At 70.2% G+C, this 23,035-nt stretch carries 22 protein-coding genes and 1 pseudogene; 16 read left to right on the top strand and 7 right to left on the bottom strand.

The features are described 5' to 3' along the window. The first annotated feature begins 59 nt into the window (after positions 1–59). Positions 60–554, top strand: coding sequence for a RidA family protein (locus tag ITJ56_RS13325; RefSeq protein WP_194631095.1), 495 nt, complete (start codon positions 60–62; stop codon positions 552–554). 7 nt (positions 555–561) lie between these two features. Here ITJ56_RS13325 and ITJ56_RS13320 read toward each other — a convergent pair whose 3' ends face one another. Further along, positions 562–2,016 carry an aldehyde dehydrogenase family protein gene (locus ITJ56_RS13320; RefSeq protein WP_194631094.1) on the bottom strand — a complete coding sequence of 485 codons (1,455 nt, stop codon included), beginning with the start codon at positions 2,014–2,016 and terminating at the stop codon, positions 562–564. A 68-nt stretch (positions 2,017–2,084) separates the two neighbouring features. Continuing rightward, complete coding sequence (locus tag ITJ56_RS13315; protein WP_194631093.1) at positions 2,085–3,104, bottom strand: phosphotriesterase; 1,020 nt, start codon at positions 3,102–3,104, stop codon at positions 2,085–2,087. A 223-nt stretch (positions 3,105–3,327) separates the two neighbouring features. Between ITJ56_RS13315 and ITJ56_RS13310 the strand changes: the two genes are divergently transcribed. The 8 genes from ITJ56_RS13310 to ITJ56_RS13275 all read left to right on the top strand — a co-directional run bounded on the left by ITJ56_RS13310 (position 3,328) and on the right by ITJ56_RS13275 (position 13,765). Then, on the top strand, positions 3,328–4,920 hold the full coding sequence (locus ITJ56_RS13310) for an APC family permease (protein ID WP_194631092.1): 1,593 nt from the start codon (positions 3,328–3,330) through the stop codon (positions 4,918–4,920). Positions 4,921–4,936: 16 nt separating this feature from the next. After that, the gene (locus tag ITJ56_RS13305) at positions 4,937–5,776 is read left to right on the top strand and encodes an urea amidolyase associated protein UAAP1 (RefSeq protein WP_194631091.1); all 840 of its coding nucleotides are present in this window, start codon (positions 4,937–4,939) and stop codon (positions 5,774–5,776) included. Beyond that, a complete protein-coding gene (locus ITJ56_RS13300) occupies positions 5,776–6,480 on the top strand; it encodes an urea amidolyase associated protein UAAP2 (protein ID WP_194631090.1) in 705 nt (234 codons plus the stop codon). The genes ITJ56_RS13305 and ITJ56_RS13300 overlap by 1 nt, the downstream gene beginning before the upstream one ends. 47 nt (positions 6,481–6,527) lie before the next feature. After that, entirely contained in the window at positions 6,528–10,199 is a 3,672-nt protein-coding gene (uca, locus tag ITJ56_RS13295; RefSeq protein WP_194631121.1) for an urea carboxylase, read from the top strand. Further along, the gene (gene atzF / locus ITJ56_RS13290) at positions 10,196–11,938 is read left to right on the top strand and encodes an allophanate hydrolase (RefSeq protein WP_194631089.1); all 1,743 of its coding nucleotides are present in this window, start codon (positions 10,196–10,198) and stop codon (positions 11,936–11,938) included. Before uca ends, atzF begins: the two co-directional genes overlap by 4 nt. Positions 11,939–11,964: 26 nt before the next feature. Next, positions 11,965–12,657, top strand: coding sequence for a TetR/AcrR family transcriptional regulator (locus ITJ56_RS13285; RefSeq protein ID WP_194631088.1), 693 nt, complete (start codon positions 11,965–11,967; stop codon positions 12,655–12,657). 42 nt (positions 12,658–12,699) lie between these two features. Next, a complete protein-coding gene (locus tag ITJ56_RS13280; protein WP_194631087.1) occupies positions 12,700–13,293 on the top strand; it encodes a biotin transporter BioY in 594 nt (197 codons plus the stop codon). A 130-nt stretch (positions 13,294–13,423) separates the two neighbouring features. Beyond that, positions 13,424–13,765: a hypothetical protein gene (locus ITJ56_RS13275; protein WP_194631086.1), complete on the top strand. Its 342-nt coding sequence runs from the start codon at positions 13,424–13,426 to the stop codon at positions 13,763–13,765. A 70-nt stretch (positions 13,766–13,835) separates the two neighbouring features. On the opposite strand, the gene ITJ56_RS13270 is transcribed toward ITJ56_RS13275, so the two are convergent. From ITJ56_RS13270 to ITJ56_RS13260, 3 genes are all read right to left on the bottom strand, one after another. Next, the gene (locus ITJ56_RS13270) at positions 13,836–14,090 is read right to left on the bottom strand and encodes a CDGSH iron-sulfur domain-containing protein (protein ID WP_194631085.1); all 255 of its coding nucleotides are present in this window, start codon (positions 14,088–14,090) and stop codon (positions 13,836–13,838) included. Then, positions 14,087–15,145 (bottom strand): iron-containing redox enzyme family protein, encoded by a 1,059-nt coding sequence (locus tag ITJ56_RS13265; RefSeq protein WP_228517821.1) that lies wholly within the window; start codon positions 15,143–15,145, stop codon positions 14,087–14,089. The genes ITJ56_RS13270 and ITJ56_RS13265 overlap by 4 nt, the downstream gene beginning before the upstream one ends. A gap of 177 nt (positions 15,146–15,322) precedes the next feature. Next, positions 15,323–16,000 carry a TetR/AcrR family transcriptional regulator gene (locus tag ITJ56_RS13260; RefSeq protein WP_323749809.1) on the bottom strand — a complete coding sequence of 226 codons (678 nt, stop codon included), beginning with the start codon at positions 15,998–16,000 and terminating at the stop codon, positions 15,323–15,325. 69 nt (positions 16,001–16,069) lie between these two features. Here ITJ56_RS13260 and ITJ56_RS13255 point away from each other — a divergent pair, with 69 nt between their 5' ends. After that, on the top strand, positions 16,070–16,927 hold the full coding sequence (locus ITJ56_RS13255; protein WP_194631084.1) for an alpha/beta fold hydrolase: 858 nt from the start codon (positions 16,070–16,072) through the stop codon (positions 16,925–16,927). Positions 16,928–17,053: 126 nt separating this feature from the next. Then, positions 17,054–17,359 carry an EthD family reductase gene (locus ITJ56_RS13250; protein ID WP_194631083.1) on the top strand — a complete coding sequence of 102 codons (306 nt, stop codon included), beginning with the start codon at positions 17,054–17,056 and terminating at the stop codon, positions 17,357–17,359. Between the two features lie 239 nt (positions 17,360–17,598). On the opposite strand, the gene ITJ56_RS13245 is transcribed toward ITJ56_RS13250, so the two are convergent. Next, positions 17,599–18,396 carry an SDR family NAD(P)-dependent oxidoreductase gene (locus tag ITJ56_RS13245; RefSeq protein WP_194631118.1) on the bottom strand — a complete coding sequence of 266 codons (798 nt, stop codon included), beginning with the start codon at positions 18,394–18,396 and terminating at the stop codon, positions 17,599–17,601. 288 nt (positions 18,397–18,684) lie between these two features. On the opposite strand from ITJ56_RS13245, the gene ITJ56_RS13240 reads away from it, so the two are divergent. From ITJ56_RS13240 to ITJ56_RS13220, 5 genes are all read left to right on the top strand, one after another. Beyond that, complete coding sequence (locus ITJ56_RS13240) at positions 18,685–19,245, top strand: hypothetical protein (RefSeq protein WP_194631082.1); 561 nt, start codon at positions 18,685–18,687, stop codon at positions 19,243–19,245. Continuing rightward, a complete protein-coding gene (locus ITJ56_RS13235) occupies positions 19,242–20,681 on the top strand; it encodes a dihydrolipoyl dehydrogenase family protein (protein WP_194631081.1) in 1,440 nt (479 codons plus the stop codon). The genes ITJ56_RS13240 and ITJ56_RS13235 overlap by 4 nt, the downstream gene beginning before the upstream one ends. Positions 20,682–20,724: 43 nt before the next feature. After that, the gene (locus ITJ56_RS13230; RefSeq protein ID WP_194631080.1) at positions 20,725–21,030 is read left to right on the top strand and encodes an EthD family reductase; all 306 of its coding nucleotides are present in this window, start codon (positions 20,725–20,727) and stop codon (positions 21,028–21,030) included. A gap of 304 nt (positions 21,031–21,334) precedes the next feature. Next, complete coding sequence (locus tag ITJ56_RS13225) at positions 21,335–21,694, top strand: YybH family protein (protein ID WP_194631079.1); 360 nt, start codon at positions 21,335–21,337, stop codon at positions 21,692–21,694. 195 nt (positions 21,695–21,889) lie between these two features. Then, positions 21,890–22,276, top strand: coding sequence for a nuclear transport factor 2 family protein (locus tag ITJ56_RS13220; protein ID WP_194631078.1), 387 nt, complete (start codon positions 21,890–21,892; stop codon positions 22,274–22,276). A gap of 94 nt (positions 22,277–22,370) precedes the next feature. Here ITJ56_RS13220 and ITJ56_RS13215 read toward each other — a convergent pair. Beyond that, positions 22,371–22,994: pseudogene (locus tag ITJ56_RS13215) on the bottom strand (LysE family translocator). Positions 22,995–23,035: the final 41 nt, after the last annotated feature.

Genomic DNA, 23,035 nt, shown 5'->3' with positions numbered 1-23,035 from the left:
ATGGATCCCATCATAATCAGGTTGTATCCATTCACGCCAGCGCCGGATACTGTTGCCCCATGGACCACTCCGCTGAAGCCCGCGCGCAGGAACTCGGACTCGTCATCCCCGACTACGCGAACCCGCCGTACGGCGGCCGCTACGGCAGCTCGCTCCGAGCGTTCCACCGCACGGGAGACCTGCTGGAACTGAGCGGCATGACGCCGGAGTCGCGCGACGGCACGATGCTGCACCCCGGATCGGTCGGGATCGACGTCACGCTCGAGCAGGCGCAGGAGGCCGCCCGGTACACCGCCGTCAACGCCCTCGGCATGATCCGGTACGCCCTCGGCTCCCTCGACGAGGTCACCGCGCTGTCCCGCGGACTGTGCTTCGTGCTCTGCGCGCCCGGGTTCGAGCAGCTCAACCAGGTGTCGAACGCAGCGAGCGACCTGCTGTTCGACGTGTTCGGTCCGGACGTCGGCCGGATGGGCCGTGCGTCGATCGGCGCGACCGCCCTGTCGCGGAGCGCCTGCTTCGAACTCTGGTTGAGCCTGGAGTGCCGCCCGCGCTGATCGGGGGTCAGAGCGCGATGACGACGCTCTTCGACTCGCAGAACGCGCGGAGCGCCTCTTCGCCGAGGTCACGGCCGAGGCCGGACTCGCCGACGCCGCCGAATGACAGCGCGGGGTCGAACAGGTTGTAGGTGTTCACCCACACGGTGCCGGCGTGCAGCCGCTGGCCCATCCGGTGGGCACGGGACAGGTCGCGGGTCCAGACGCCGGCGGCGAGGCCGTACGTCTGGTCGTTCGCGATGGCGATGGCCTCGTCCTCGTCCTCGAACGGGATGACGCCGACGACCGGGCCGAAGATCTCCTCGCGGGCGATGGTCATCGTGTTCGACACCCCGGTGAAGAGGGTCGGCTCGACGTAGTAGCCCGGGCGCTCGGGCACGCCGCCGCCGACCGCGACCGTCGCCCCCTCGGCCTTGCCCTGCTCGATGTAGCCGAGCACCTGCTGCCGCTGTTCCTCGGAGACGAGCGGGCCGACGGTGATCCCGCCGTCGAGCCCGTCACCGACGGCGACCTTCCGGACGGCGGCGACCAGGCGCTCCGTCACCTCGTCGAGGACCGACCGCTGCACGAGCAGTCGGCTGCCGGCGGTGCACATCTGCCCGGAGTGCCCGAACGACGCTCGCATGGCGGTGACCACGACGGCGTCGAGGTCGGCGTCCTCGAACACGATGTTGGGGCTCTTGCCGCCGAGCTCCAGCGTCAGGCGCTTGAAGTCCGCGCTCGCAGCGGTCATCACCTTGCGACCGACCTCGGTGCTGCCGGTGAACGAGACCTTGTCCACGCCGGGGTGCGCGGTGAGCGCGGCACCGACCCGGCCGTCGCCGGTCAGGACGTTGACGACGCCGGCGGGCACACCGGCCTCCTCGCAGATCGCGGCGACGCGGAGCATCGTGAGCGGGGTCTGCTCGGCGGGCTTGACGACGACGGTGCACCCCGCGGCGAGCGCCGGGGCGAGCTTGAACGCTCCGGTCATGATCGGGAAGTTCCACGGCAGGATGAGCGCCGCGACGCCGACCGGTTCGAGGGTCGTGTACACGTGGTGCTGGCCGCCGTCGACGGGCACGACGGTGCCGGTCAGGCGGGACGGGGCACCTGCGTAGTAGCGGAACACCCGGGCCGAGGTCGCGGTGTCGGCGCGCGAGCGCTCGATCGGTTTGCCGTTGTCACGGGTCTCGAGCACGGCGAGGTCCTCGAGGCGCTCCTCGATGAGGTCCGCGACCCGGTTCAGGATCCGGCTGCGGTCGTGGGGGCTCATCCCGCTCCACCGGCGGTCCTCGTGCGCCCGGCGGGCGGCGGCCACGGCGGCGTCGACGTCGGCGGGACCGGCCTGCGGCACGCGGGTCAGCAGCACCTCGGTGGCGGGGTCGAGGACGTCCAGGAGCTCGGCGCCCTCGGGGGCGGTCCAGGTGCCGTCGACGAGGAACGGCTCGAGCGGGGCGAGGGGGGCGAGCGTGTCTCTCATGACGGTTCCTCCGTGGGGCGTGGGACGTGGGACGCGGTGCGTGACGTTGCGGGTGGGTTCAGGTGGGTTCAGGGACGGTCGAGCAGTCGTGCGGGCTCGTCGACCGTGATGCGGGTGAGGACGTCGTCCGGCACGCCGAGCGCCCGGAGGCCGGGGACGACGCGGGCGGTCAGGTGGTCGAGGCCGTGTCCGCCGTACCGACGGAGCTGCCCCTTCGTCCAGGTCGCGTGGCCGAAGACCCAGCGTGTTCCCGGTGCGGACTCGCGCAGCGCGAGGAAGGCATCGACTCGCTGGGGGTCACTGGCGTTCCGGATGCGGCCGACGTGTGAGCCCTCGTTGCCGAAGCAGAGTTCGAGCACGGCGCCGGCCTGTCCGAGGTCGCGCAGGTACGGCAGGTCGAGGAACTCGTCGACGGTCGAGAAGACGACGCGGCTCGGGTCGACACCCTCGGCCACGACGTGCGCGAGCACCTCGAGGCCGTTCCGGGCGTCGGCGGCGAGCCGGACGACGACGGTCGCACCGGTCGACGCCGCTGCCCAGGCTGCGGCGGTGAGGCTCCGGCGTTCCTCCAGGCCGTCAGCGGTCCCGAACGCAGCGGTCGTCCCCATCAGGCCGAGCAGTGCTGCGCGGTAGTCCGTGCCGGGGACGGCTTCGGTGAGCGCGCGCTCGAACAGCGCCTGCCGCGCGTCGGTGTTCAGCACCGTGTACCACTCGGGCACTAGGCGCGGCAGGTAGGCCCCGTAGCCGGCGGCGATCCCGACACCGCTCGCCCGCGAGAGCTCGGGGAGCCGGCCGTGGTCCGGGCCGAAGCCAAGGGAGCTCAGGTCGACCGCGAGCCCGAGGCCGCTGCCCCGGGCGATGCGGAGCTCGTCAGCGAGCAGATCGACGTCGTCGAGTCGCAGGTTGTCGGCCAGCGCGAGTTGGCTCCACCGCAGGGCCGCCGCGAGGTCCGCGGTGACGGCGAGGCTCGGTTCCAGCGCTTCGACTCCGGGCCGCTGCAGGGCGCTGGCGTCGGTGAGCAGGTGCTCGTGCATCGACGCCGCACCGATCGCCGTCGACTCGACGGGCCCGAGGACGGTCTGGATCACGACGTGCCTTTCGCGCTGCGGACTTGACGGATCCAATCTACATCGGTTTGGATCCCTATTGTCCACAGGTGTTGTCCTCCACCCGCTCCGACTCGGAACGTTTACACGCCGAGGCCCGCCGTCACGCACTCGAAACAGGCGGGCAACGGCGGCGACACAGGGCCGCACGACACTGGTCGCACTACCTGTCACCCGACAGGTACTCCGCGAAAGGTCTGCAGTCATGCGTTCTCCGCAAGCACCGCTCCACGCACCGCGCGCCACGTCCGACGTCGACACCCAGGGGCTCGCTCGCCTGGGCTACGAGCAGGAGCTCCACCGCGGGGTCGGCTCGTTCTCCTCCTTCGCGGCGGGCTTCTCCTTCGTCTCGATCCTCACCACGGTCTTCCAGCTGTTCGGACTCGGCTTCGGGCTGGGCGGCGCGGCGTTCTTCTGGGCGTGGCCGCTCGTCTTCGGTGGCCAGCTGCTCGTCGCGCTGAACTTCGCGCAGCTCGCGGCCCGCTGGCCGATCTCCGGCGCGATCTTCCAGTGGTCGAGCCGCCTGGCGGGTGCCCGGTTCGGGTGGTTCACCGGCTGGACGATGATCATCGGCCAGATCCTCACCGTCGCGGTGGCCGCCATCGCCGTGCAGGCCGTGCTGCCCGCGATCTGGGACGGGTTCCAGGTCGTCGGTGGCCCCGGTGCGGACCCCTCCGTCGCCTCCCCGACGGGTGCCGCGAACGCGGTGGTGCTCGGCCTCGTGATGCTCGTCGTCACGACGATCGTGAACATCACGAGCGTCCGGCTGATGGCCCGCGTGACGAGCTTCGGCGTGCTCATCGAGATCGTCGGCGTGATCGTGCTCATCGGTGCGCTGTTCCTCCTGCCGCACCGCAGCGCCTCCGTCGTCTTCACCACTGCCGGGTCGACGAGCACCGAGCCGTACATCTGGGCCTGGCTCGCGTCGTCCCTGATGGCCGCGTACGTCATGGTCGGCTTCGACTCCGCCGGTGAACTCGCCGAGGAGACGCACAACCCGCGCCGCACCACCCCGAAGACGATCGTCCGCGCACTCACCGTGTCGGGACTCGGCGGCGGGCTGCTCATCATCGGCGCCCTCGTCGCGGCGCCGAGCCTGACCGACGGCAACCTCGCCACGCAGGGCCTCGCCTGGGTGATCACCTCGACCCTCGGTGACGTCTTCGGCCGGCTGCTCCTGTGCACCGTCGCGGTCGCCGTCTTCGCCTGCACCCTCGCCGTGCAGACCGCGGGTGCACGGATGGTCTACTCGATGGCCCGCGAGAAGGCCCTGCCCTTCCACCGCACGCTCGCCCGGGTCTCGCCCCGCACGGGGACGCCCATCGCCGCGTCGATCGTCGTCGGGGTCGGCGCGGGCCTCGCGCTCGCCGTCAACATCGGGCAGTCGGCGATCTTCACCGCCCTGTCGAGCCTGTGCATCGCGATGCTGTACCTGGCCTACCTCGGTGTCACCGGACCACTGCTGGTCCAGCGCATCCGGCTCCGTCGCACGGGGCTGCCGACCGGGGTGGACGAGGACGGCAAGCCGCTGTTCACCCTCGGGCGCTGGGGCATCCCGGTGAACGCCCTGGCCGTGGCGTTCCAGATCGGCATGGCGATCAACCTCATCTGGCCGCGGCCGGAGATCTACGACCTCACCGGCAACTCGTGGTGGCTGCAGTACAGCGCCCTGCTGTTCATCGGCGGCGTGCTGCTCGTCGGCTGGGCCTGGTCGAGCTGGCGGCACCGCACGCACGGGCCGATCACCCTGGCCGAGGTCCCGACCACCGCCTCGGTCCCCGCCCCCGTCGAAGCCTGATCCGGAAGGACCCCCCATGCGCGAACTCCACCAGACCGACAGCGTGCTCGCCTCGCGCTCCGACGCCCGCGCGCAAGCCGGCGCACAGTCCGAGTACATGCCGTACCTGCCGGCATCGTCGTCGCCGTTCGCCCCGCCGGCAGTCGACCCCGCAGAACTCGTCTGGGCCGAGACGGTGGCCCCGGGTGGGTACACCCACAAGGTGCTGGCACGGGGTTCGCGGCTGCGGTTCGACGACCCGACGGGTCAGGCCTGCGCCAACGTCCTGGTGTTCAACGCCCTCGAACCGTGGGAGCGCCTCAACGTCGCCGACACCCAGAAGATCCCGTGGCAGGCCTACCTCGGCCAGGGCTCGCCGCTGCTGAGCGGGGACGGCCGAGCACTGGCGACGGTGCTCGAGGACACGTCCGGCCACCACGACGCGTTCTGCGGCACCTCGACCGACGCCTGGAACGAGCGGAAGTACGGCGACGCGGCACCCGAGGGACGCTCCCCGAGCGGCCGGTCGCTGTTCGCGAAGGCCGCCGCCAAGCACGGGCTGACGAAGCGGGACCTGCCGCCGAGCGTCTCGTTCTTCCAGGGCGTCCGGATCGACGACGAGGGGGCGATGACCTTCACCGGTTCGGCGGGCACCGACACCCACGTCACGCTCGTCGCCGAACTGCCGCTGCTCGTGCTGGTCGCGAACGTCGCGCACCCGATCGACCCGCGCCCGGACTACGCCGTCGGCCCGCTGCGGGTGCACGCCTGGCGTGGCGCTCCGACGACCGCGGCCGACGCGCGCTTCGGCGTGACGCCGGAGCTCACCCGCGCCTACCTGAACTCGATCGACTACGCGGAAGCGCGAGGCCTCTGATGACCGGAACGACGACCGACACGCTCACCTCCACCGTCCCCGTCGGGGCCGTCCACGCCCCCGACGTCGCCCTCGACTGGAGCGAGTCGCTGGTGCCCGGCGCCGTGGTCCGCGACGACCGAGTGGCACCGCTTGCCCCGTGGTCCGCCGTGGTCCGCGCCGGACAGGTGCTCACCATCGTCGACGTCGGCGGCAACCAGAGCGCCGATTGCCTGCTCTACGACGCCGACGATCCCGACGAGCGGTACAGCGTGCCGGACACCCTCGCCGCGCAGGGCAACGCCTACGTCCGGACCGGCACCGTGCTGATGTCGAACGAGGGCCGCCCACTGATGACCGTCGTCGCGAACGAGATCGACCGCCAGGACACCATCGGCGGCGCGTGCTCGAAGGAGTCGAACACGCTGCGCTACGGGCACCACACCCAGTACCAGCACGGCTGCCGCGAGAACTTCCTGGCCGAGGCCGGTCGCCACGGGCTCGGTGCGCGCGACATCGTGTCGAACCTCAACTGGTTCATGAACGTGCCGGTCGAGGCCGACGGCGCCCTGGGGATCGTCGACGGCATGAGTGCCCCGGGCAAGCGGGTCGCCGTCCGGGCCGAGCGCGACGTCCTCGTCGTCGTCTCGAACTGCCCGCAGATGAACAACCCCTGCAACGACTTCTCCTGCACCCCGCTGCGCATGATCGTGGTCCAGCCGTGACCGCCGCGCCCGACCCCACCGCCGACACCAGGAGCGCTGCCGACACCGTGACCCTCGATCCGAACACCCTGCTCGTCGCGAACCGCGGTGAGATCGCCCGCCGCATCATCCGCTCCGCCAAGGCCCTCGGCATGCGGACCGTGGCCGTCTACTCGGACGCCGACCGCGCGGCACCCCACGTCCGCGAGGCCGACACCGCCGTCCGCCTCGGACCGGCCCCCGCCCGCGACTCGTACCTGCGCATCGACGCCGTCGTGCAGGCGGCGAAGGACACCGGCGCCGGACTCGTCCACCCCGGCTACGGGTTCCTGTCCGAGAACACCGACTTCGCCCGCGCCTGCGACGACGCCGGCATCCGGTTCGTCGGGCCGACCGCCGACCAGATCGTCCGGTTCGGCGCGAAGCACACCGCCCGCGAACTCGCCGCCGCCGCCGGGGTCCCGATGCTCGCCGGCACCGGCCTGCTCGCCAGCGTCGACGACGCCGTGGCCGAGGCCGAGCGCATCGGCCTGCCCGTCATGCTCAAGGCCACCGGGGGCGGCGGCGGGATCGGCATGCAGGCGTGCTCGACCCTCGACGAGGTCCGCGACGCGTACACGAGCGTCGTCCGCCTGGCTGCGGCGAACTTCGGGTCAGCGGGGATCTTCCTCGAACGCCTGGTCCGGCCGGCTCGGCACGTCGAGGTCCAGCTCTTCGGCGACGGGAACGGCCGCGTCGCGGTGATCGGCGACCGCGACTGCTCACTGCAGCGCCGCAACCAGAAGGTCATCGAGGAAGCCCCGGCCCCGGCGCTCCCCGAGCACGTCCGCGCCGAACTCCACGCGTCCGCGCGCCGCCTGGCCGAGAGCGTCGCGTACCGCAGCGCCGGCACCGTCGAGTTCGTCTACGACCCGGTGCGCGAAGAGGCCTCGTTCCTCGAGGTGAACACCCGCCTGCAGGTCGAGCACCCCGTCACCGAAGAGGTGTTCGGTGTCGACCTCGTCGAACTCATGCTCCGCCTGGCCCGCGACGGCGCCACCGGCATCGACCCCGACGTCTTCGACCGCACCTGGACCCCGAACGGCCACGCCGTCGAGGCCCGCGTCTACGCCGAGGACCCGGCGAAGGGCTCGCTGCCCTCCAGCGGCCTCGTCACCCAGGCCGTGTTCCCGAGCGCGACCACCGCATCCGGCGAGCGCACCGGCATCCGCGTCGACGGCTGGGTCGAGACGGGCTCCGAGGTGTCCGCGTTCTACGACCCGATGCTCGCCAAGGTGATCGCCACCGGGGAGACCCGCGACGACGCCCTCGACCTGCTGCGCGACGGGCTCGCGGTCACCCGCATCGACGGCATCGTCACGAACGCCGGGCTCCTCCGTGCGCTGACCGACGACCTCGAGCTGCGCACCGCCACGCACTCCACCTCGACGCTCGACGCGACCGAGGACCCGGACCCGCGCATCGATGTCGTCGCCCCGGGCACCATGACGATGATCCAGGACCTGCCCGGCCGGGTCGGGTACTGGCAGGTGGGCGTCCCGCCGAGCGGCCCGTTCGACGCGGCGTCCTTCGCCGAGGCGAACCGCGCCGTGGGCAACCCGGACGGCGCCCCCGCGCTCGAGGTCACCGCCACCGGCCCGACGCTCCGGTTCTCGGCCGCCACTGTGGTCGCGGTCACCGGCGCCGCGGCACCCGTCACCCTCGACGGCGACCCCGTGGCCCTGTGGGAGCCGGTCGAGGTCGGTGCCGGCCAGACCCTGTCGATCGGCACCGCCCCCGGTCCGGGCCTCCGCACCTACCTGGCCGTCCGGGGCGGCTTCGACGTCCCCACGTACCTCGGCTCGACCGCGACCTTCACGCTCGGCGGCTTCGGCGGGCACGCGGGTCGGGCCCTGCTCGCCGGCGACGTCCTGCGCCCGGGCTCCCCGGACTCGGACGCCCCGCACCCCGCGTTCCCGGCGGGCGCCCGCCTGGGCCTCGTCGGCGGGCCGACCCCGGCGGACCGCCGCACCGCGCTCTCCGACGCGTGGGAGATCGGCGTCACCGAGGGCCCGCACGCAGCACCGGACTTCTTCACCCGCGCCGACCTCGACGTCTTCTACGCCACCGACTACGCCGTGCACCACAACTCGGCACGCACCGGCATCCGGCTGATCGGACCCCGGCCGGAGTGGGCACGGACCGACGGCGGCGAGGCCGGTCTGCACCCCTCGAACATCCATGACACCCCCTACGCGGTCGGTGCGATCGACTTCACCGGGGACACCCCGATCATCCTCGGACCGGACGGCCCCTCGCTCGGCGGGTTCGTCTGCCCCGCCGTGGTCGCCAGCGGCGACCTGTGGAAGCTGGGCCAGCTCCGACCCGGTGACACGGTCCGGTTCGTCCCCGTCCGCGAAGCCGACGCCGCCGCGCTCGACGCACACCGGGCCTCCAGGACGGTGCCGCGCACCGGGAGTGACGGCGCCACCGGAGGCGACGGCGACGACGGCGTGATCGCCCGCCTGGACGCGACCGACGTGCGACCGAGCGTCGCGTACCGACGCGACGGCGACGACAACGTGCTCGTCGAGTACGGCGACATGACCCTCGACATCGCGCTGCGGATGCGCGTGCACGCGCTCATGACGAAGCTGCGGGAGCACACGCCGAAGGGGATCCTCGACATCACGCCGGGCATCCGCTCGCTGCAGGTGCACACCGACGCCTCCGTGCTCAAGGCGCGCGACGTGGCGGGGCTGCTCCGCGAGCTCGAGGACGAGATCCCGCCGACCGACCAGCTCGTCGTGCCGTCGCGCACCGTCAAGCTGCCGCTGTCGTGGGACGACCCGGCCACCCGCCTGGCGATCGAGCGGTACATGAACGGCGTGCGGAACGACGCTCCGTGGACCCCGTGGAACATCGAGTTCATCCGTCGCATCAACGGGCTCGAGAGCGTCGACGACGTCTTCCGCACCGTGTTCGACGCGAGCTACCTGGTGCTCGGCCTCGGCGACGTGTACCTCGGCGCCCCGGTCGCGACCCCGCTCGACCCCCGGCACCGGCTCGTCACCACGAAGTACAACCCGGCCCGCACCTGGACCGCCGAGAACTCCGTCGGCATCGGCGGCGCCTACCTGTGCATCTACGGCATGGAGGGGCCCGGCGGCTACCAGTTCGTCGGCCGCACCGTGCAGATCTGGAACCGGTTCCGCCGCGGCGGGCTGTTCCAGGAGAACCCGTGGGCGCTGCGGTTCTTCGACCGGATCGAGTGGTACCCGGTCGGTGCCGACGAACTGCTCGAGCTGCGCGCCGAGACGGACGCCGGGCGGGGCTCGTTCGAGACCGTCGAGGGCGAGTTCTCGATCGCGTCGTACAACCGGTTCCTCGGCGAGAACGCGGGGTCGATCGCGGACTTCCGGGCGCAGCAGGCCCGGGCGTTCGGCGAGGAGAAGGAGCGGTGGCGGGCATCGGGTGAGTTCGACGTGCGCGACGAACCCGCCGCCGTGGTGGCGGACGCCGTCACGGTGCCGGAGGGGTCGACCGCCGTGTACGCCCCCTTCACCTCGACGGTGTGGCAGGTGGACGTGCGACCGGGCGACCGGGTGGACGAGGGACAGAAGTTGTTGGCCGTGGAGGCGATGAAGATGGAGTCGATGGTGCACGCACCGGTGCAGGGACACGTGTTGGAGGTCTACATCAAACCGGGCGACCAGGTCGCGCCGGGGCAGGTCCTCGCCGCGATCGGAGCGGCAGCATGAGCGGGACCACCGCGGCGAGCGCCGCCGTGGGCGCCGCCGCCAGCGCCGCCGCCCGCGTCCACGACGCCTTCGCCCGCCTCGACGCCGTCGACCGGCCCGAGGTCTGGATCACCCTGCGCGACCGCGCGTCCGTCCTGGCGGATGCCGAAGCCGTCGACCCGACGCTCCCCCTGGCCGGACTCCTGTTCGCCGTGAAGGACAACATCGACGTCGCCGGCCTGCCCACCACCGCAGCCGCCCGCTCCTACGCGTACACACCCACTGCCGACGCCACCGCCGTCGCCCGGCTCCGTGCCGCCGGCGCCGTCGTCGTCGGCAAGACGAACCTCGACCAGTTCGCCACCGGCCTGGTCGGCACCCGCTCGCCCTTCGGCGCGGTCCGCAACGCCTGGGACCCCACCCGCATCTCGGGTGGCTCGTCGAGCGGCTCCGCCACGGCGGTCGCCCTTGGCATCGTCGACTTCGCACTCGGCACCGACACCGCCGGGTCCGGCCGGGTGCCGGCCGCACTCGGCAACCTGGTCGGGGTCAAGCCGACGAAGGGGCTCGTGCCGAACACCGGGGTGGTCCCCGCCTGCCGCTCGCAGGACTGCGTCACGGTGTTCGCCCGGTCGCTCGACCTGGCCCGCACGGCGGCCGAGCTGATGGCCGGTCCGGACGACGTCGACCCGCTCGCGCGGCCCGACCTCGCCCTCGCCGACCTGCCCGCCGTCCCGCGCATCGCGGTGCCGCTGCCGTCACAGCTCGAGGGGCTCGCGCCCGGCTGGGCCGAGGCGTTCGCCGCGGCCGTCGACCGGTTCCGCGCGCTCGGACACCGGGTGGTCGAGGTGGACATCGCACCGCTCCTGGACGCCGCGACCCTGCTGTACGACGGCGCCTTCGTCGCCGAGCGGTACGCCGCCGTCGGCGCCCACATCGAGGCCCACCGCGACGAGATCGGCGCCGACCTCGACCCGTCGGTCGCCGCGATCGTGCTCGGTGGCGCGCGACCGACCGCCGCGGAGCTCTTCGCCGACCAGGAACGACTCGACGCGTTCGGCGCCGCGGGTCGCGCCGCGCTCGCGGGCATCACGGCGCTGCTCACCCCGACGACGACGTGGCACCCGACGCTCGACCAGGTCGCGGCGGACCCGATCGGCGCGAACAGCCGGATGGGTCGCTACACGAACTTCGCGAACCTGCTCGACATGGCCTCGCTCGCCGTGCCCGCCGGCTTCGTCGACGGGCTGCCGTTCGGCGTCATGCTCACCGGCCCGGCGTTCAGCGACCGCCGCCTCGCGGCGTTGGCGTCCGCCTTCGCCGCCCCGACCGTGGACCTGCTGGTCGTCGGCGCGCACCTGCGCGACCAGCCGCTGAACGGCCAGCTGGTCGCGTCCGGCGGATCGTTCGTCCGGGAGGCCCGCACCACCCCCGACTACCGGCTGTACGCCCTCGACACGGTGCCGCCCAAGCCCGGGCTGGTCCGCGTGGGACCGGTCGCGTCCGGCGCTGCTGCGCCGGGGTCGGGCTCGGGCTCGGGCTCGGGCTCGGGCTCGGGCATCGTCGGGGAGGTCTGGCGCCTGCCCGCCGCCGGCTTCGGCACCTTCGTCGCGGCCCTGCCGGCACCCATGGCGATCGGCACCGTGGCGCTCGACGACGGCACCGACGTCACCGGGTTCCTGGTCGAGCCCTTCGCGGTCGAGGGTGCCGAGGACATCACCCACCACGGCGGCTGGCGCGCCTACCGGGAGCAGTCGTGACGGACACCGGCTGTCAGGATGGGGGCATGACCCCCGACGACCGGCCCGTGCGCCCCGGCCGCCCGAGGGCCGTGCCGAACGCCGACTCCGCCCTGAGCCCCCGCGACCAGATCCTCGACGCCGCCGCCGCGCTGTTCGTCGAGAACGGCATCAGCGCGACCTCGACCCGGGCGATCGCCGAGCGGGTCGGGATCCGCCAGGCCTCGCTGTACTACCACTTCGCCGGCAAGGACGACATGCTCGTCGAGCTGCTCACGACCTCGGTGCGCCCGAGCCTCGAGCTGGTCCGCGGTCTCGAGCAGCTCGTGCCCGAGTCCGCCTCGGCGACCGCTGCCCTCGCCGCGCTGGTCGTCGCCGACGTCGACACCCTGGCCCGCACACCGCACAACATCGGCACGCTGTACCTGCTGCCCGAGGTGCAGGGTGAGCGCTACGACGGGTTCCGGGCCGAGCGGGTCGAACTGCAGGAGGCCTACGGGCGCCTCGGCTCGCGCGCTGCCGCCCCGGACGTCGCCGCCGGTGTCTCCCCGTCACGGCTCGGCGCCGTGCTGATCCAGATCGCCGAGACCGTCATCCAGCTCCGGCGATCCGGCCCCGTGCGGGCCGCCGACCGTGACGCCATCGTCGCGACCTGCCTGCGCGCCTGCGGCCTCGACACCGCCGCCGTGGCCGACGCCCGGCGCGACGCCGAGTCGCTGCTGGCCGCCGTCGCGGTCTGACCCCTTTCTCCCGCCGCTCCCTCTCACCAGCGAGGAACCACCATGACCACGATCACCCCCGCCGCACACCGTCCGCTCGCCGACGCCCTGCTCCCCCGCACCGCGGTCGTCAGCACTGCCCTGGTCCTCGGCGGCGCGCTGCTGACCGCCGGTGCCGCGCAGGTGTCCGTCCCACTCTGGCCCGTCCCGATCACCGGGCAGACCCTGGCCGTGCTGCTCGTCGGCAGTGCCCTCGGTGCCCGTCGCGGCGCCCTGTCGATGCTCGTCTACGCGCTGCTCGGCGTCGTCGGGCTGCCGGTCTTCGCGGACGGCTCGGCCGGCGTCGGCGTGCTCGTCGGCCCCTCCGGCGGCTACGTCGTCGGCTTCGTCGCCGCCGCGGCCCTGGTCGGCTGGGTCGCGGAGCGCTTCGGTGACCGGCCGCTGCGGAACGCGCTGCTGTCCTTCGCCCTCGGCACCGTCGTGACCTTCGTCGCCGGGATGGCCTGGCTCGCGGTGGCGCTCGGCCTCGACGTGCCGCAGACCCTGCAGTACGGGCTGTACCCGTTCGTCCTCGGTGGCGTGGTGAAGACCCTGATCGGTGCCGGCGTGATCTCCCTCGGGTGGACCGCCACGCTCGGTGCAGCCGCCCTCCGGTGAGCGCTCCGTCAGAAGTCCCGCTCCCTCCCGGCTCCGCTGCCCGCCGAGGAACCGGGCCACCGCGTGCAGCGGTCATCCTGAAACCGGTTCCCGAGCCGCAGGTTTCAATGGGTCGGGGAAGGAGCACGCGATGAAGCACATCCACTACGACGGCACCACGATCCTGGTCGGTGACGACGTCGCCGATGCCGTGATCGAGTACGCCGCAGCCCTCGCCGGAGGCGACCGGGCCGACACCGTCGACGTGCCCGCGGTTGCCGACGACGGGACGATGACCACCACGAAGATCCTCATCGGACCATCGAGCGAGATCGTCATCGAGGACGCGGAAGAGGACGAGCTCGAGATGGACGACCGGGAGTTCGTCGGGCGCCTGCGCGCGGCCGCGAAGACGTTCGGGCACAGCGAGCCGATCCACGCGAACACGCGGACGGACCTGGCGGACGCCGCGGAGGCCGACCAGCAGTCCTGACGCGCACGGTCCCGCGCACTGTGCGTACGCGGGACCGTGCGCCTCCCTGCGCCGCCCGGCCGATCCCTGATCAGTCGTGTTCCGGTCTCGGTTCCGGTTCGGTGACGAACCCGATCATCTTGTGGGTACCGTCGCAGAACGGTTTGCGCAGAGATTTTCCGCAGCGGCAGAGGGCCACCGTCCGACGCCCCGGCGGGAGCGCTTCGCCGTCGGGTGTCGTGAACCTGACCGGGCCCCTCACGAGGAACGGGCCGTTCGGGTAGGCAACGATCGACACCTCGTCGTCATGCTGGTCTTCGCCCGACAGGGGGTGCGCGTCGCTCATCCGGTGATCGCGGTGCGCAGCGAAGTCCGGTCGTCGGACCAGGCGGTGAGCATGTGCTCGCCGGCCCAGCCCTCCACGGTCAGGCACGCTGCCGCTCCGAAGAGGATGTCATCGAGCAGTTCGGGGTCGGATTCGGCGAGGCCGCCAGCCAGATCACTCCCCGCGATCTGTTCGTGCACCGCGTCTGCTTCGACGTGCTCGTCGAAGTACCACGTCGCATCCGAGTCGTATCCGAGCCGCCGGAACCCGTCCGCGTAGAACTTGCTCGGGATCGACGACGTCATCTCGAAGGCCGCGAGGTGCCCCACGACGGCGCCGCGAAGGCGTCGGTGCAGGCCGAACAGGGTCATCGTGTTGACGGCCGCGAGGGTGATCGCGGGGACCTGGTCGACGTACGCACCGTACGCGTCGTCGAGCCCGGCAGCGCGCACTGTGCGAGTGAAGATCGCACTGTGCATCCGGTGCGGGCGGCCGCCCCCGTACTCGTCGGACTGGATCTCCACCAGTGCCGCCTTCGCACGACCGGACAGACGCGGGATCGCCCAGCTGTGGGGGTCGGCCTCCTTGAGCGTGTAGACGGACCGCTGCACCAGGAACTCGCGAGCCTGCTCCTCGGTCGCTCGGCGCGCGAGGTACCGCGAGACGCTCGGACCTGCGTCGGCCGCTGTCAGTTCGAAGAGACACGCGCTCACTGCTGCGGAGGTCGCCTCCGGGCGCTCGGGCACGGGAACACGGTCCCGGAGCGCGGCTTCGAAGGCGTCCTCGAGAACGGTGCGCGCGGCGATGAGTGCCGGGTTCCACTCCCATCGATCGTCGACACCGCTGATCCCGCCGTAGTGGAGCTCGTACAGGACGAACAGGGCGAGCTGCAGATCATCGTCGCGGACGACGTCCGGGGAGTCGGCGACGACGGTGTGAGCAACGTCGAGCAGCGCTTCTGCGTCCGCATCGCCGGACAGGATGCGCTGAAGCTCCCGGCTGAGCGGGCCACGAGCGCTCGGCATCTGCATCGGGCGCTGCGTGATGATCCCGGAGTCCGGGAGGGCAATTGACATGCTTCGAACGTACCCGGCCAGGTACAGGGACGCCCTTGCGGGACTCAGCATGCGCGTGCTGCCTGCAGCCGGGATGCAGCGGCGACGGGGCTGTGGGAGCGGTGCGCAGGCTGAGCTGGGGCGAGGGACGCGGGGCGCTGGCGGACAGCGGATACTGCAGCGCTCCGGTCTCGGCCTCTAGACGGTCGCAGCCCCGAGGACAGCGCGGTAACCGGTCTCAAGGGTTGCGGCTACCCGTTCAGGGTCGCTGAGGTAGCCGCTGACCATGGCGCCGTCTCGAAGCATGACGAGCTGATCGGCGGCGACCGCGAGGTCGGGGACCCGAGCCTGCTCGACAATCTCGGCCATCGCTTGGTGGAACCAGCGTCGGTGAGCGTCGACCGTCACGCGAACGGGGTGCTCGGGGTCAGGGTACTCAGCGGCAGCGTTGATGAAGGGGCAGCCGCGGAAGCCCGGACGGCAACTCTCCCCGCCGATGCCCTGAGCCATGAGCCGGAGTGCCTCGAGCGCGCTCGTGCTGGAGGCCCGAGCATGGTCGACCGCGCTGCGCTCCCAAGCGGCGCGCCGCTCGAGATAGGCCACGACGAGGTCATCCTTCGTCCGGAAGTGACGGTAGAAGGTGACTTTCGTGATCCCCACTCGCTCGATCACCCGATCCGCGCTGGTGGCGCGGATCCCGTTCTCGTAGAAGAGCACCGTCGCCGCTTCGAGGATGCGATCCCGTGTGGAGCCCCGCTGCGGGACGTTCTGTGCTCCCGCTTCTTCACCTGCCTGTGTCATGTCGTCATCCTTCCTGCTGTCAAGAATTTTTTCTCGGCATAGCTTGCGCGAACCGAGGTCGAAGCCTACTGTCACTCTTGTAGACGTACTAGTAACTCTACAACACGGGAAGGTCCCGTGCTCGGCCAGGACAAGAAAGAGATCATGACCCACACCACCGTTTCAACCTGGAGCCCCAAGAAGCGCCTCATCACCATCGCCGCAAGCATCGCTGCGGTGGCGGGAGTGGCACTCGGAACGGGACTCACGTCCGGGGCGGCCTCTGCCGACTCCCCCAAGCACTCGGCGGCCAAGCCGACCGTGGTCCTCGTGCATGGCGCGTGGACTGACGCCAGCTCCTTCGACAAGGTGCAGAACATCCTGACGAAGGACGGGTACGACGTCCTCGACTTCGCCAACCCGCTTCGCTCCCTGAGCGGGGACTCGGACTACCTGGCGTCCTTCCTCAAGACCCGCACCAGTGGGCCGGTCATCCTCGTCGGGCACTCCTACGGCGGCGCCGTCGTGGGCCAGGCCGCATTGACCGACCCCGACGTGCGCGGTCTCGTGTACGTCGACGCGTTCGTTCCGGCCAAGGGTGAAAGCGTGCTCGGGCTGCTGAACAGCGCTGGACCGGTTGACCCGACCCAGCTCTTCGACACCGTCCCCTACCCGGGCGCCACGAACGGCGACGCAGACCTCTTCCTGAAGGAGGAAGCCTTCGGGCCCGGCTTCGCGAACGGTCTCCCGAAGGCGACGCAGGCCGAGTTCTACTCCAAGCAGCGCCCCATCACCTTCGGCGCCGTGAGCGAGACGGCCACCGGCGAGCAGGCGTGGACCAAGCTGCCCTCCTGGTACGTCGCGGGCACCAAGGACGCCAGCATCCCGCTGTCGCTCCAGCTCAAGATGGCCCACCGAGCTGACTCGTCGGTCACCAAGGTCGATGCAGGACACCTCGCCATGGTGAAGGAGCCGAACACGGTCGCCCACGTCATCGAGAAGGCCGCAAAGCACACGAAGTAACCGGGCAACGGGCCGCTCTGACGGGCCGCCCATTGTCACCACGAGGCGTCGATCGTTCGGAACCACAGCCCGACCCTCAGTCCATCCACCACAACTGATCAATTCACCACACTAGGAGGGCCTCTCATGGCCACCAAGATCACTTTCATCATCGACAACCCCGCTGATCCGTCGGCTTTCGAGCCCGCCTACAAGCGAGTCATCCAATACGCAGCGCAGCTCCCGGGCCTGCAGCGGATCGAGTCGGCGAAGGTCTGGCCAAAGGAAGACAAGACCCCCACGCCGGCGTACCGGACGCTCGATCTCTACTTCGAGAGCTACGAGAGCGCATCAGCAGCGGTGGAGGTGCCGGCCGCAGGTGGGCTCTTCCGTGAACTCATCGGCAGCGGAACGCCCTTCACGCCGCTCTTCTCCGACATCGAAGCGCGCTGAGCGCAGCAACATGAGGGCCCCGCGAAAGCGGGGCCCTCATTTGTCGTTCCGCCGAGCACGCGGGCAAGGATCGATGGCCCGCTGAGCGATCCGCTCACAGCGGCGTGAGCAAACCGGTTACGAGTGAGAACAGTCGAAGCAGCACCGGACAGACGCGCCGACGCCTCGGATTGCGCACCACGACGGCACCGTCTGATCGTGGATCACGTTTACGCCGGACGCCTCAAGCCGCTCCGGCGTCAGGGCAGGATCGAGTCGACGTATCCCCCGTCCGCCCGAAGAGCTCCGCCGGTCGTCGCCGAGGCGAGATCCGACGCGAGGTACGTCACCATGTGGGCCACTTCCTCGGGCTCGAGCAAGCGCTCGACGAGCGATTGCGGGCGGTGCTCCCGCATGAACGCACGTTGCGCCTCGTCCCACGGCAAGTCGGTGCCGACCAACTCGCCAACGAACTCCTCGACACCGCCGGTGTGCGTCGGACCGGCGATGACCGTGTTCACCGTGACCCCCGTGCCCTTGACCGCTTTCGCAAAGCCCCGCGAAACGGCAAGGAGCGCGGTCTTCGTCATGCCGTAGTGGATCATCTCCGCAGGGATCACCACGGCGGAGTCGCTGGCGATCGAGATGACGCGACCAAACCCCCGCTCGACCATGCCCGGCAGGAACGCTCGCATCAGGCGAACCGCGGCGAGGACGTTCACATCGAAGTACCGACGCCACTCCTCATCCGAGATCTCGAACGGGTCGCGGCTGCCGAAGATCCCGAGGTTGTTGACGAGGCAGTCAACCTGCGGGAAGCGAGCGAGAACCGCTGCTGCGCCGTCCTCAGTGGCGAGATCTGCGGCGACACCGTCAACCTCCGCCCCCGCAACTGCCTCCCGGACCGCCGTGACAGCGCGTCGCACGCCGTCATCAGAGCGTCCGTTGACGACAACTGATGCGCCGGCGCGAGCCAGGTCGGTAGCGATGGCGAGGCCGATCCCCTGGGTGGATCCAGTGACGAGCGCTGTTCGGCCGGAGAGATCAAGACGTGTCATGGGCTGCACGGTAGACGCCTCGCCCCGACCAGTCCGGCTGCTATGCCAGCTGTGCAGCCATCTGGCGGCACTGAGCGGTTCTCCTCCGGAGCCGCCACTGAAGAGCGCACGGCAGCCACATGACACCGATCTTGTGCGCCCGGGACCGCTCAGAGGTACCCCAGAATCCGTGACGACACCGGACGCGGACGATTTTCGTTCGAGGGGTTGCGCGGCCTGCCGGACAGTCCTACTCTCCTTGTAGACGTACTAGTAACTCTACATCCCGCATCAGAAAGACAGGACCCCATGACAACCATCGAGCAGAGCTCCACGGCAACCGCTTCGGCGCTTCGGAAGCTCTACTTCACTCGCTTCGCATTCGCGATCGTGTGGGCGGCGATCTTCGCAGTCGCCGCATCCACGCTGAATCCACTGAGCATCGCCCTGCTCGTGCTGTATCCGGTGGTCGACCTGGTTGCGGCCGTCGTCGACTTCCGAACGTCCGAGACGGCAAAGCCCACGCCGGCATTGTTCGTCAACATGGCCCTCAGCCTGCTGGCCGCGATCGGCCTCGGAATCGCCGTTGCTTCGGGATCCTCCGCCGCACTCATCGTCTGGGGCGCCTGGGCAATCACAACCGGGCTCGTCCAGCTCATCGTTGCCACCACGCGCCGCGCTCTTGGCGGCCAGTGGCCGATGATCATCAGTGGGGCAATCTCCACCCTCGCCGGAATCGCGTTCATCGCGATGGGAACGAACCCCGAAGCCTCCATCACGGGGCTCGCCGGCTACGCCGTCCTCGGCGGGGTCTTCTTCTTGATCTCTGCTCTTCGTCTCGGCCGCGCAGCCAAGGGGCAGACCCGATGACCGCAGCAACGTTCGACGTCCTCGTGATCGGCGCCGGCCCCGTTGGAGAGAACGTCGCTGACCGCGTCGTGCAAGGCGGACTCACCGTGGCAATCATCGAGTCCGAGCTCGTAGGCGGTGAATGCTCCTACTGGGCATGCATGCCCACGAAGGCGCTCCTGCGTGACGCTGCCGCCCTCCGCGCGGTCCGCCAGCTTCCCGGCGCCGCAGCCGCAGTCACCGGCACCCTCGACGTGAACGCCGTGCTGACTCGCCGCGACCAGTTCGCTTCGAACTGGTCCGACGACGGCCAGGTCGACTGGCTGAACAGCGCTGGCATCACGCTCGTCCGTGGCCACGGCCGTATCAGCGGCCCGAGAACCGTCACCGCGACCGCGGCCGACGGGACCGTCACCACGCTGACCGCGCGTCACGCAGTCGTCGTCGCAACCGGATCAAGCGCAGCACTGCCAGCGATCTCTGGACTGACGGATGTACAGCCGTGGACCAGCAGGGAAGCCGCATCCGCGCGGACCATCCCGGGCCGGCTCGCCATCATCGGCGGTGGCGTCGTCGGAACGGAGATGGCGACGGCCTACAGCGCACTGGGTTCGACGGTCACACTGATCGCCCGCAACGGCATCCTTCCCAACGTCGAACCGTATGCCGCCGGGTACGTCGTCGAGTCCCTCACCGACTCAGGCGTGCGGGTCTTGGCAGGCGCCTCGCCCACGTTGGTCGCCCGGGACGCCAACGGCAGCGTGCACGTCACTCTTGACGACGGCACGGTCATCGACGCGGACGAGCTCCTCGTTGCCACCGGCCGCAAGCCGAACACCGATGACCTGGGCCTCGATGAGATCGGCCTCCCTGCCGGTGCATGGCTGTCGGTCGATGACACGCTGCGTGTCACCGACGCAAGCGGCAACCCGGTGGGCGACGGCTGGCTCTACGCCCTCGGCGACGTCAACCGTCGCGCGCTCCTCACGCATCAGGGCAAGTACCAGGCCCGCGCGGCCGGCAGCGTCATCGTCGCGCGCGCCCTCGGCACCGCAGTGGACGACACCCCCTGGGGACAGCACACCGCGACCGCGGACGAGCGCGCTGTGCCCCAGGTCATCTTCACCGACCCGGAGATCGCGACCGTTGGTCACACGGTCGCCAGCGCGGCGAAGGCGGGTCTTCGAGTGCGGTCGGTCGAATACAACCTCGGTGCGGTCGCAGGGGCAGCGCTGCACGCGGACGGCTACGCCGGCCGCGCCAGCCTCCTCATCAACGAGGAGACCAACACGGTGGTCGGCTTCACCGCCGTCGGCCCCGACGTCGCCGAACTCACTCACGCCGCCACCATCGCCATCGCTGGCGAAGTCCCCCTCGACCGGCTCTGGCACGCCGTCCCGGCCTATCCCACGATCAGCGAGATATGGCTCCGCCTCCTCGAGACCGCCGCACGCTGATCACCCCAACCCACCGACAACACCAACTCAAGGAGTAACCCTCATGGCTACAAAGATCACCTTCATCATCAACAACCCCGCTGACCCCTCAGCGTTCGAGCCCACCTACGAGCGTGCAGTCGAACTGGCAGCACAGCTCCCGGGCCTGCAGCGACTGGAATCCGCAAAGGTCTGGCCGAAGGAGGACCAGACCCCCACGCCGGCCTACCGCACGCTCGACCTGTACTTCGAGACGTACGAGAACGCATCAGCAGCAGTGACGGTGCCCGCGGCGGGTGAGCTCTTCCACGAGCTCGTCAGCAGCGGAACGCCGTTCATGCCGCTCTTCTCGGACATCGAAGAGCGCTGACCGTCGATGACGGTACGAGGTGCGGTGCGGGTGTTTCACCCTTGCCGCATCTCGCCGCCTCGGACGTTCAGCTCTCCACGACCGCGGTCGGCATCGCAGGCAAGCGACGGCGCGAAGATGTCGAACCTGCCCGGGTGAAGGGGCCCGCGGGGCGCTCCTGCGGGGCGATCCGGCATGCACCGGGACCGTTCCGCCTAGGAGCACTGCACCCTGGGTCGACGCTCGCAGCACGGGCAGTCTCGATGGTGCACACACGATCACCGCTCGGAGCAGTACTGCACCGGGCTCGGACAAGGAGACCGCAATGCCCAGTACCACGCAGGACCTCACCCTCGAGCGCGACACGATCAACAAGTGGATCGCAGCCACCAACACGCATGACACCGCTGCCTACCTCGACTTCTTCAGCAGCGACGGAGTCCTCGACGACCCGTCCGTCGGACACATCTACAACGGCCCGTCGGAGATCGCCGACTACTTCGAGTCGTACTTCATCGGCTACAACACGCGAACACGGCTCGTCAGCATCGAACCGCACGCGGGCTACCTGCACGTCGAGGTCGACTTCACCGGGGACTTCCCCGGTGGCCAGACCGGCGGGATCTTCGACATCACGCTCGACGAGGACCAGAAATTCCAGCGCGTCCGGGCCGACCTCACCTGACGCCTGACGCCACCCCGGGATGCTCTCACCCTCGAGACTGCTGCGTCACACCGCCGTCAACACCCACTCTTCCGCCGCTGAATCAAACCGCGGCGGAAGGGTGGGCTCGCGCTTGTGGTTCTCACCATCGCGACATGAGTACGACGCCGCGCTGTCCAACCTCAAGACGACCGAAGTGCTGCACAAGGAGCTGCCATGACCGACGCCGCTGTAACCCGTTCGACGTTGCCGTGGGCCGTCGACTGGTCCCTCAACCGCACCAACGCAGGTGATGTCCAAAGCGTGCTCGAGACCTTCGCCCCTGGCGCGACCGTCACCCACGACGGTGTCGAACTCCGCAACGAGATCATCGGCGAGTTCGTGCAGAGCCCCTGGTTCATCGCCGGCTACATCCATGTGCCGATCCGACACTGGCTGCGCGAGAACGACCGGTGGCAGGTGATCGTGGACATGAGCGGCCGGCACGAAGACCTCCGCGCGGAAGCGGGACCCTTCCTGTTCGACTTTCGCCTTGGCCCCAGCGGCCGCATCACGGACCTGATCATCACCGCCAGGTCCGACAGCGCGGCCCAAACGACGTGAACACGTCCCGCGGTTGACCACCCGCCCGGGTAGAAAGCGAGCCCCGGCAGCACCCCCCTGCTGCCGGGGCTCTTCCGCGTTCCCGAAGGGGCGTTCAGCGGTGCTGCAGAGCGAGCTTCGCGCCGAATCCAACGAGCACTGTTCCAGCGACGGCATCGACCAGGCGCAGGGTGCGTGGTCGAGTCAGCCAGCGACGCGCGGCACCTGCAGCGATGATGATCAACGCGAACCAGGCCAAGCCGAGCACGGTGGCAAGGAGAAGTCCCATCGCAAGGTTCGGCACTCCCTCAGGGATGAACTGGGGGATCGTTGCGATGTAGAACACGCCGATCTTCGGGTTCAGCAGATTCGTCCACAGCCCCGTTGCGAAAGATCGCTACGGGGAGGCGGGCGTGGTCGGCGCATGGTCGACCGAGATCTGGTGCCGGCGTGCGCTCTTCACGATCATGCTCACGCCGAGGTGGACCATGTACGCGGCGCCCGCAAGAGTCACAACCCGGTAAGCGAGTTCAGATGCGGCAAGCAGCGCGGCCGCACCGACCGCTGCCGCTGCACCCCAGACCAGCGCCCCTGCGCCGACGCCGAATGCTGTCGCGAAGGCCAACCTTCGACCGCGGACGAGCACTGCGCGGAGCACCAGGGTCGTATCGAGACCGGGGATGACGGTGAGGACGGCAACGACTGCTGCGAGGCCGAGGACTGCTTGACCGATCGTCACACCGCAACCGTGTGCCGCCTCCTCAACGCTGCGAGGCTGAC

The organism is Curtobacterium sp. VKM Ac-1376 (assembly GCF_015351025.1).
GTDB lineage: Bacteria > Actinomycetota > Actinomycetes > Actinomycetales > Microbacteriaceae > Curtobacterium.
Note: the sequence above shows the minus strand (reverse complement) of the source record. Positions and strands in the feature narration are given on the sequence as shown.

Excerpts from the sequence above, each read along its gene's own strand:
- ITJ56_RS13325 (WP_194631095.1), top strand. The coding sequence starts at position 60 with ATGGACCACTCCGCTGAAGCCCGCGCGCAGGAACTCGGACTCGTCATC.
- ITJ56_RS13320 (WP_194631094.1), bottom strand. The coding sequence starts at position 2,016 with ATGAGAGACACGCTCGCCCCCCTCGCCCCGCTCGAGCCGTTCCTCGTC.
- ITJ56_RS13310 (WP_194631092.1), top strand. The coding sequence starts at position 3,328 with ATGCGTTCTCCGCAAGCACCGCTCCACGCACCGCGCGCCACGTCCGAC.
- ITJ56_RS13305 (WP_194631091.1), top strand. The coding sequence starts at position 4,937 with ATGCGCGAACTCCACCAGACCGACAGCGTGCTCGCCTCGCGCTCCGAC.
- ITJ56_RS13300 (WP_194631090.1), top strand. The coding sequence starts at position 5,776 with ATGACCGGAACGACGACCGACACGCTCACCTCCACCGTCCCCGTCGGG.
- atzF (WP_194631089.1), top strand. The coding sequence starts at position 10,196 with ATGAGCGGGACCACCGCGGCGAGCGCCGCCGTGGGCGCCGCCGCCAGC.
- ITJ56_RS13285 (WP_194631088.1), top strand. The coding sequence starts at position 11,965 with ATGACCCCCGACGACCGGCCCGTGCGCCCCGGCCGCCCGAGGGCCGTG.
- ITJ56_RS13280 (WP_194631087.1), top strand. The coding sequence starts at position 12,700 with ATGACCACGATCACCCCCGCCGCACACCGTCCGCTCGCCGACGCCCTG.
- ITJ56_RS13275 (WP_194631086.1), top strand. The coding sequence starts at position 13,424 with ATGAAGCACATCCACTACGACGGCACCACGATCCTGGTCGGTGACGAC.
- ITJ56_RS13270 (WP_194631085.1), bottom strand. The coding sequence starts at position 14,090 with ATGAGCGACGCGCACCCCCTGTCGGGCGAAGACCAGCATGACGACGAG.
- ITJ56_RS13265 (WP_228517821.1), bottom strand. The coding sequence starts at position 15,145 with ATGTCAATTGCCCTCCCGGACTCCGGGATCATCACGCAGCGCCCGATG.
- ITJ56_RS13255 (WP_194631084.1), top strand. The coding sequence starts at position 16,070 with ATGACCCACACCACCGTTTCAACCTGGAGCCCCAAGAAGCGCCTCATC.
- ITJ56_RS13250 (WP_194631083.1), top strand. The coding sequence starts at position 17,054 with ATGGCCACCAAGATCACTTTCATCATCGACAACCCCGCTGATCCGTCG.
- ITJ56_RS13245 (WP_194631118.1), bottom strand. The coding sequence starts at position 18,396 with ATGACACGTCTTGATCTCTCCGGCCGAACAGCGCTCGTCACTGGATCC.
- ITJ56_RS13240 (WP_194631082.1), top strand. The coding sequence starts at position 18,685 with ATGACAACCATCGAGCAGAGCTCCACGGCAACCGCTTCGGCGCTTCGG.
- ITJ56_RS13235 (WP_194631081.1), top strand. The coding sequence starts at position 19,242 with ATGACCGCAGCAACGTTCGACGTCCTCGTGATCGGCGCCGGCCCCGTT.
- ITJ56_RS13230 (WP_194631080.1), top strand. The coding sequence starts at position 20,725 with ATGGCTACAAAGATCACCTTCATCATCAACAACCCCGCTGACCCCTCA.
- ITJ56_RS13225 (WP_194631079.1), top strand. The coding sequence starts at position 21,335 with ATGCCCAGTACCACGCAGGACCTCACCCTCGAGCGCGACACGATCAAC.
- ITJ56_RS13220 (WP_194631078.1), top strand. The coding sequence starts at position 21,890 with ATGACCGACGCCGCTGTAACCCGTTCGACGTTGCCGTGGGCCGTCGAC.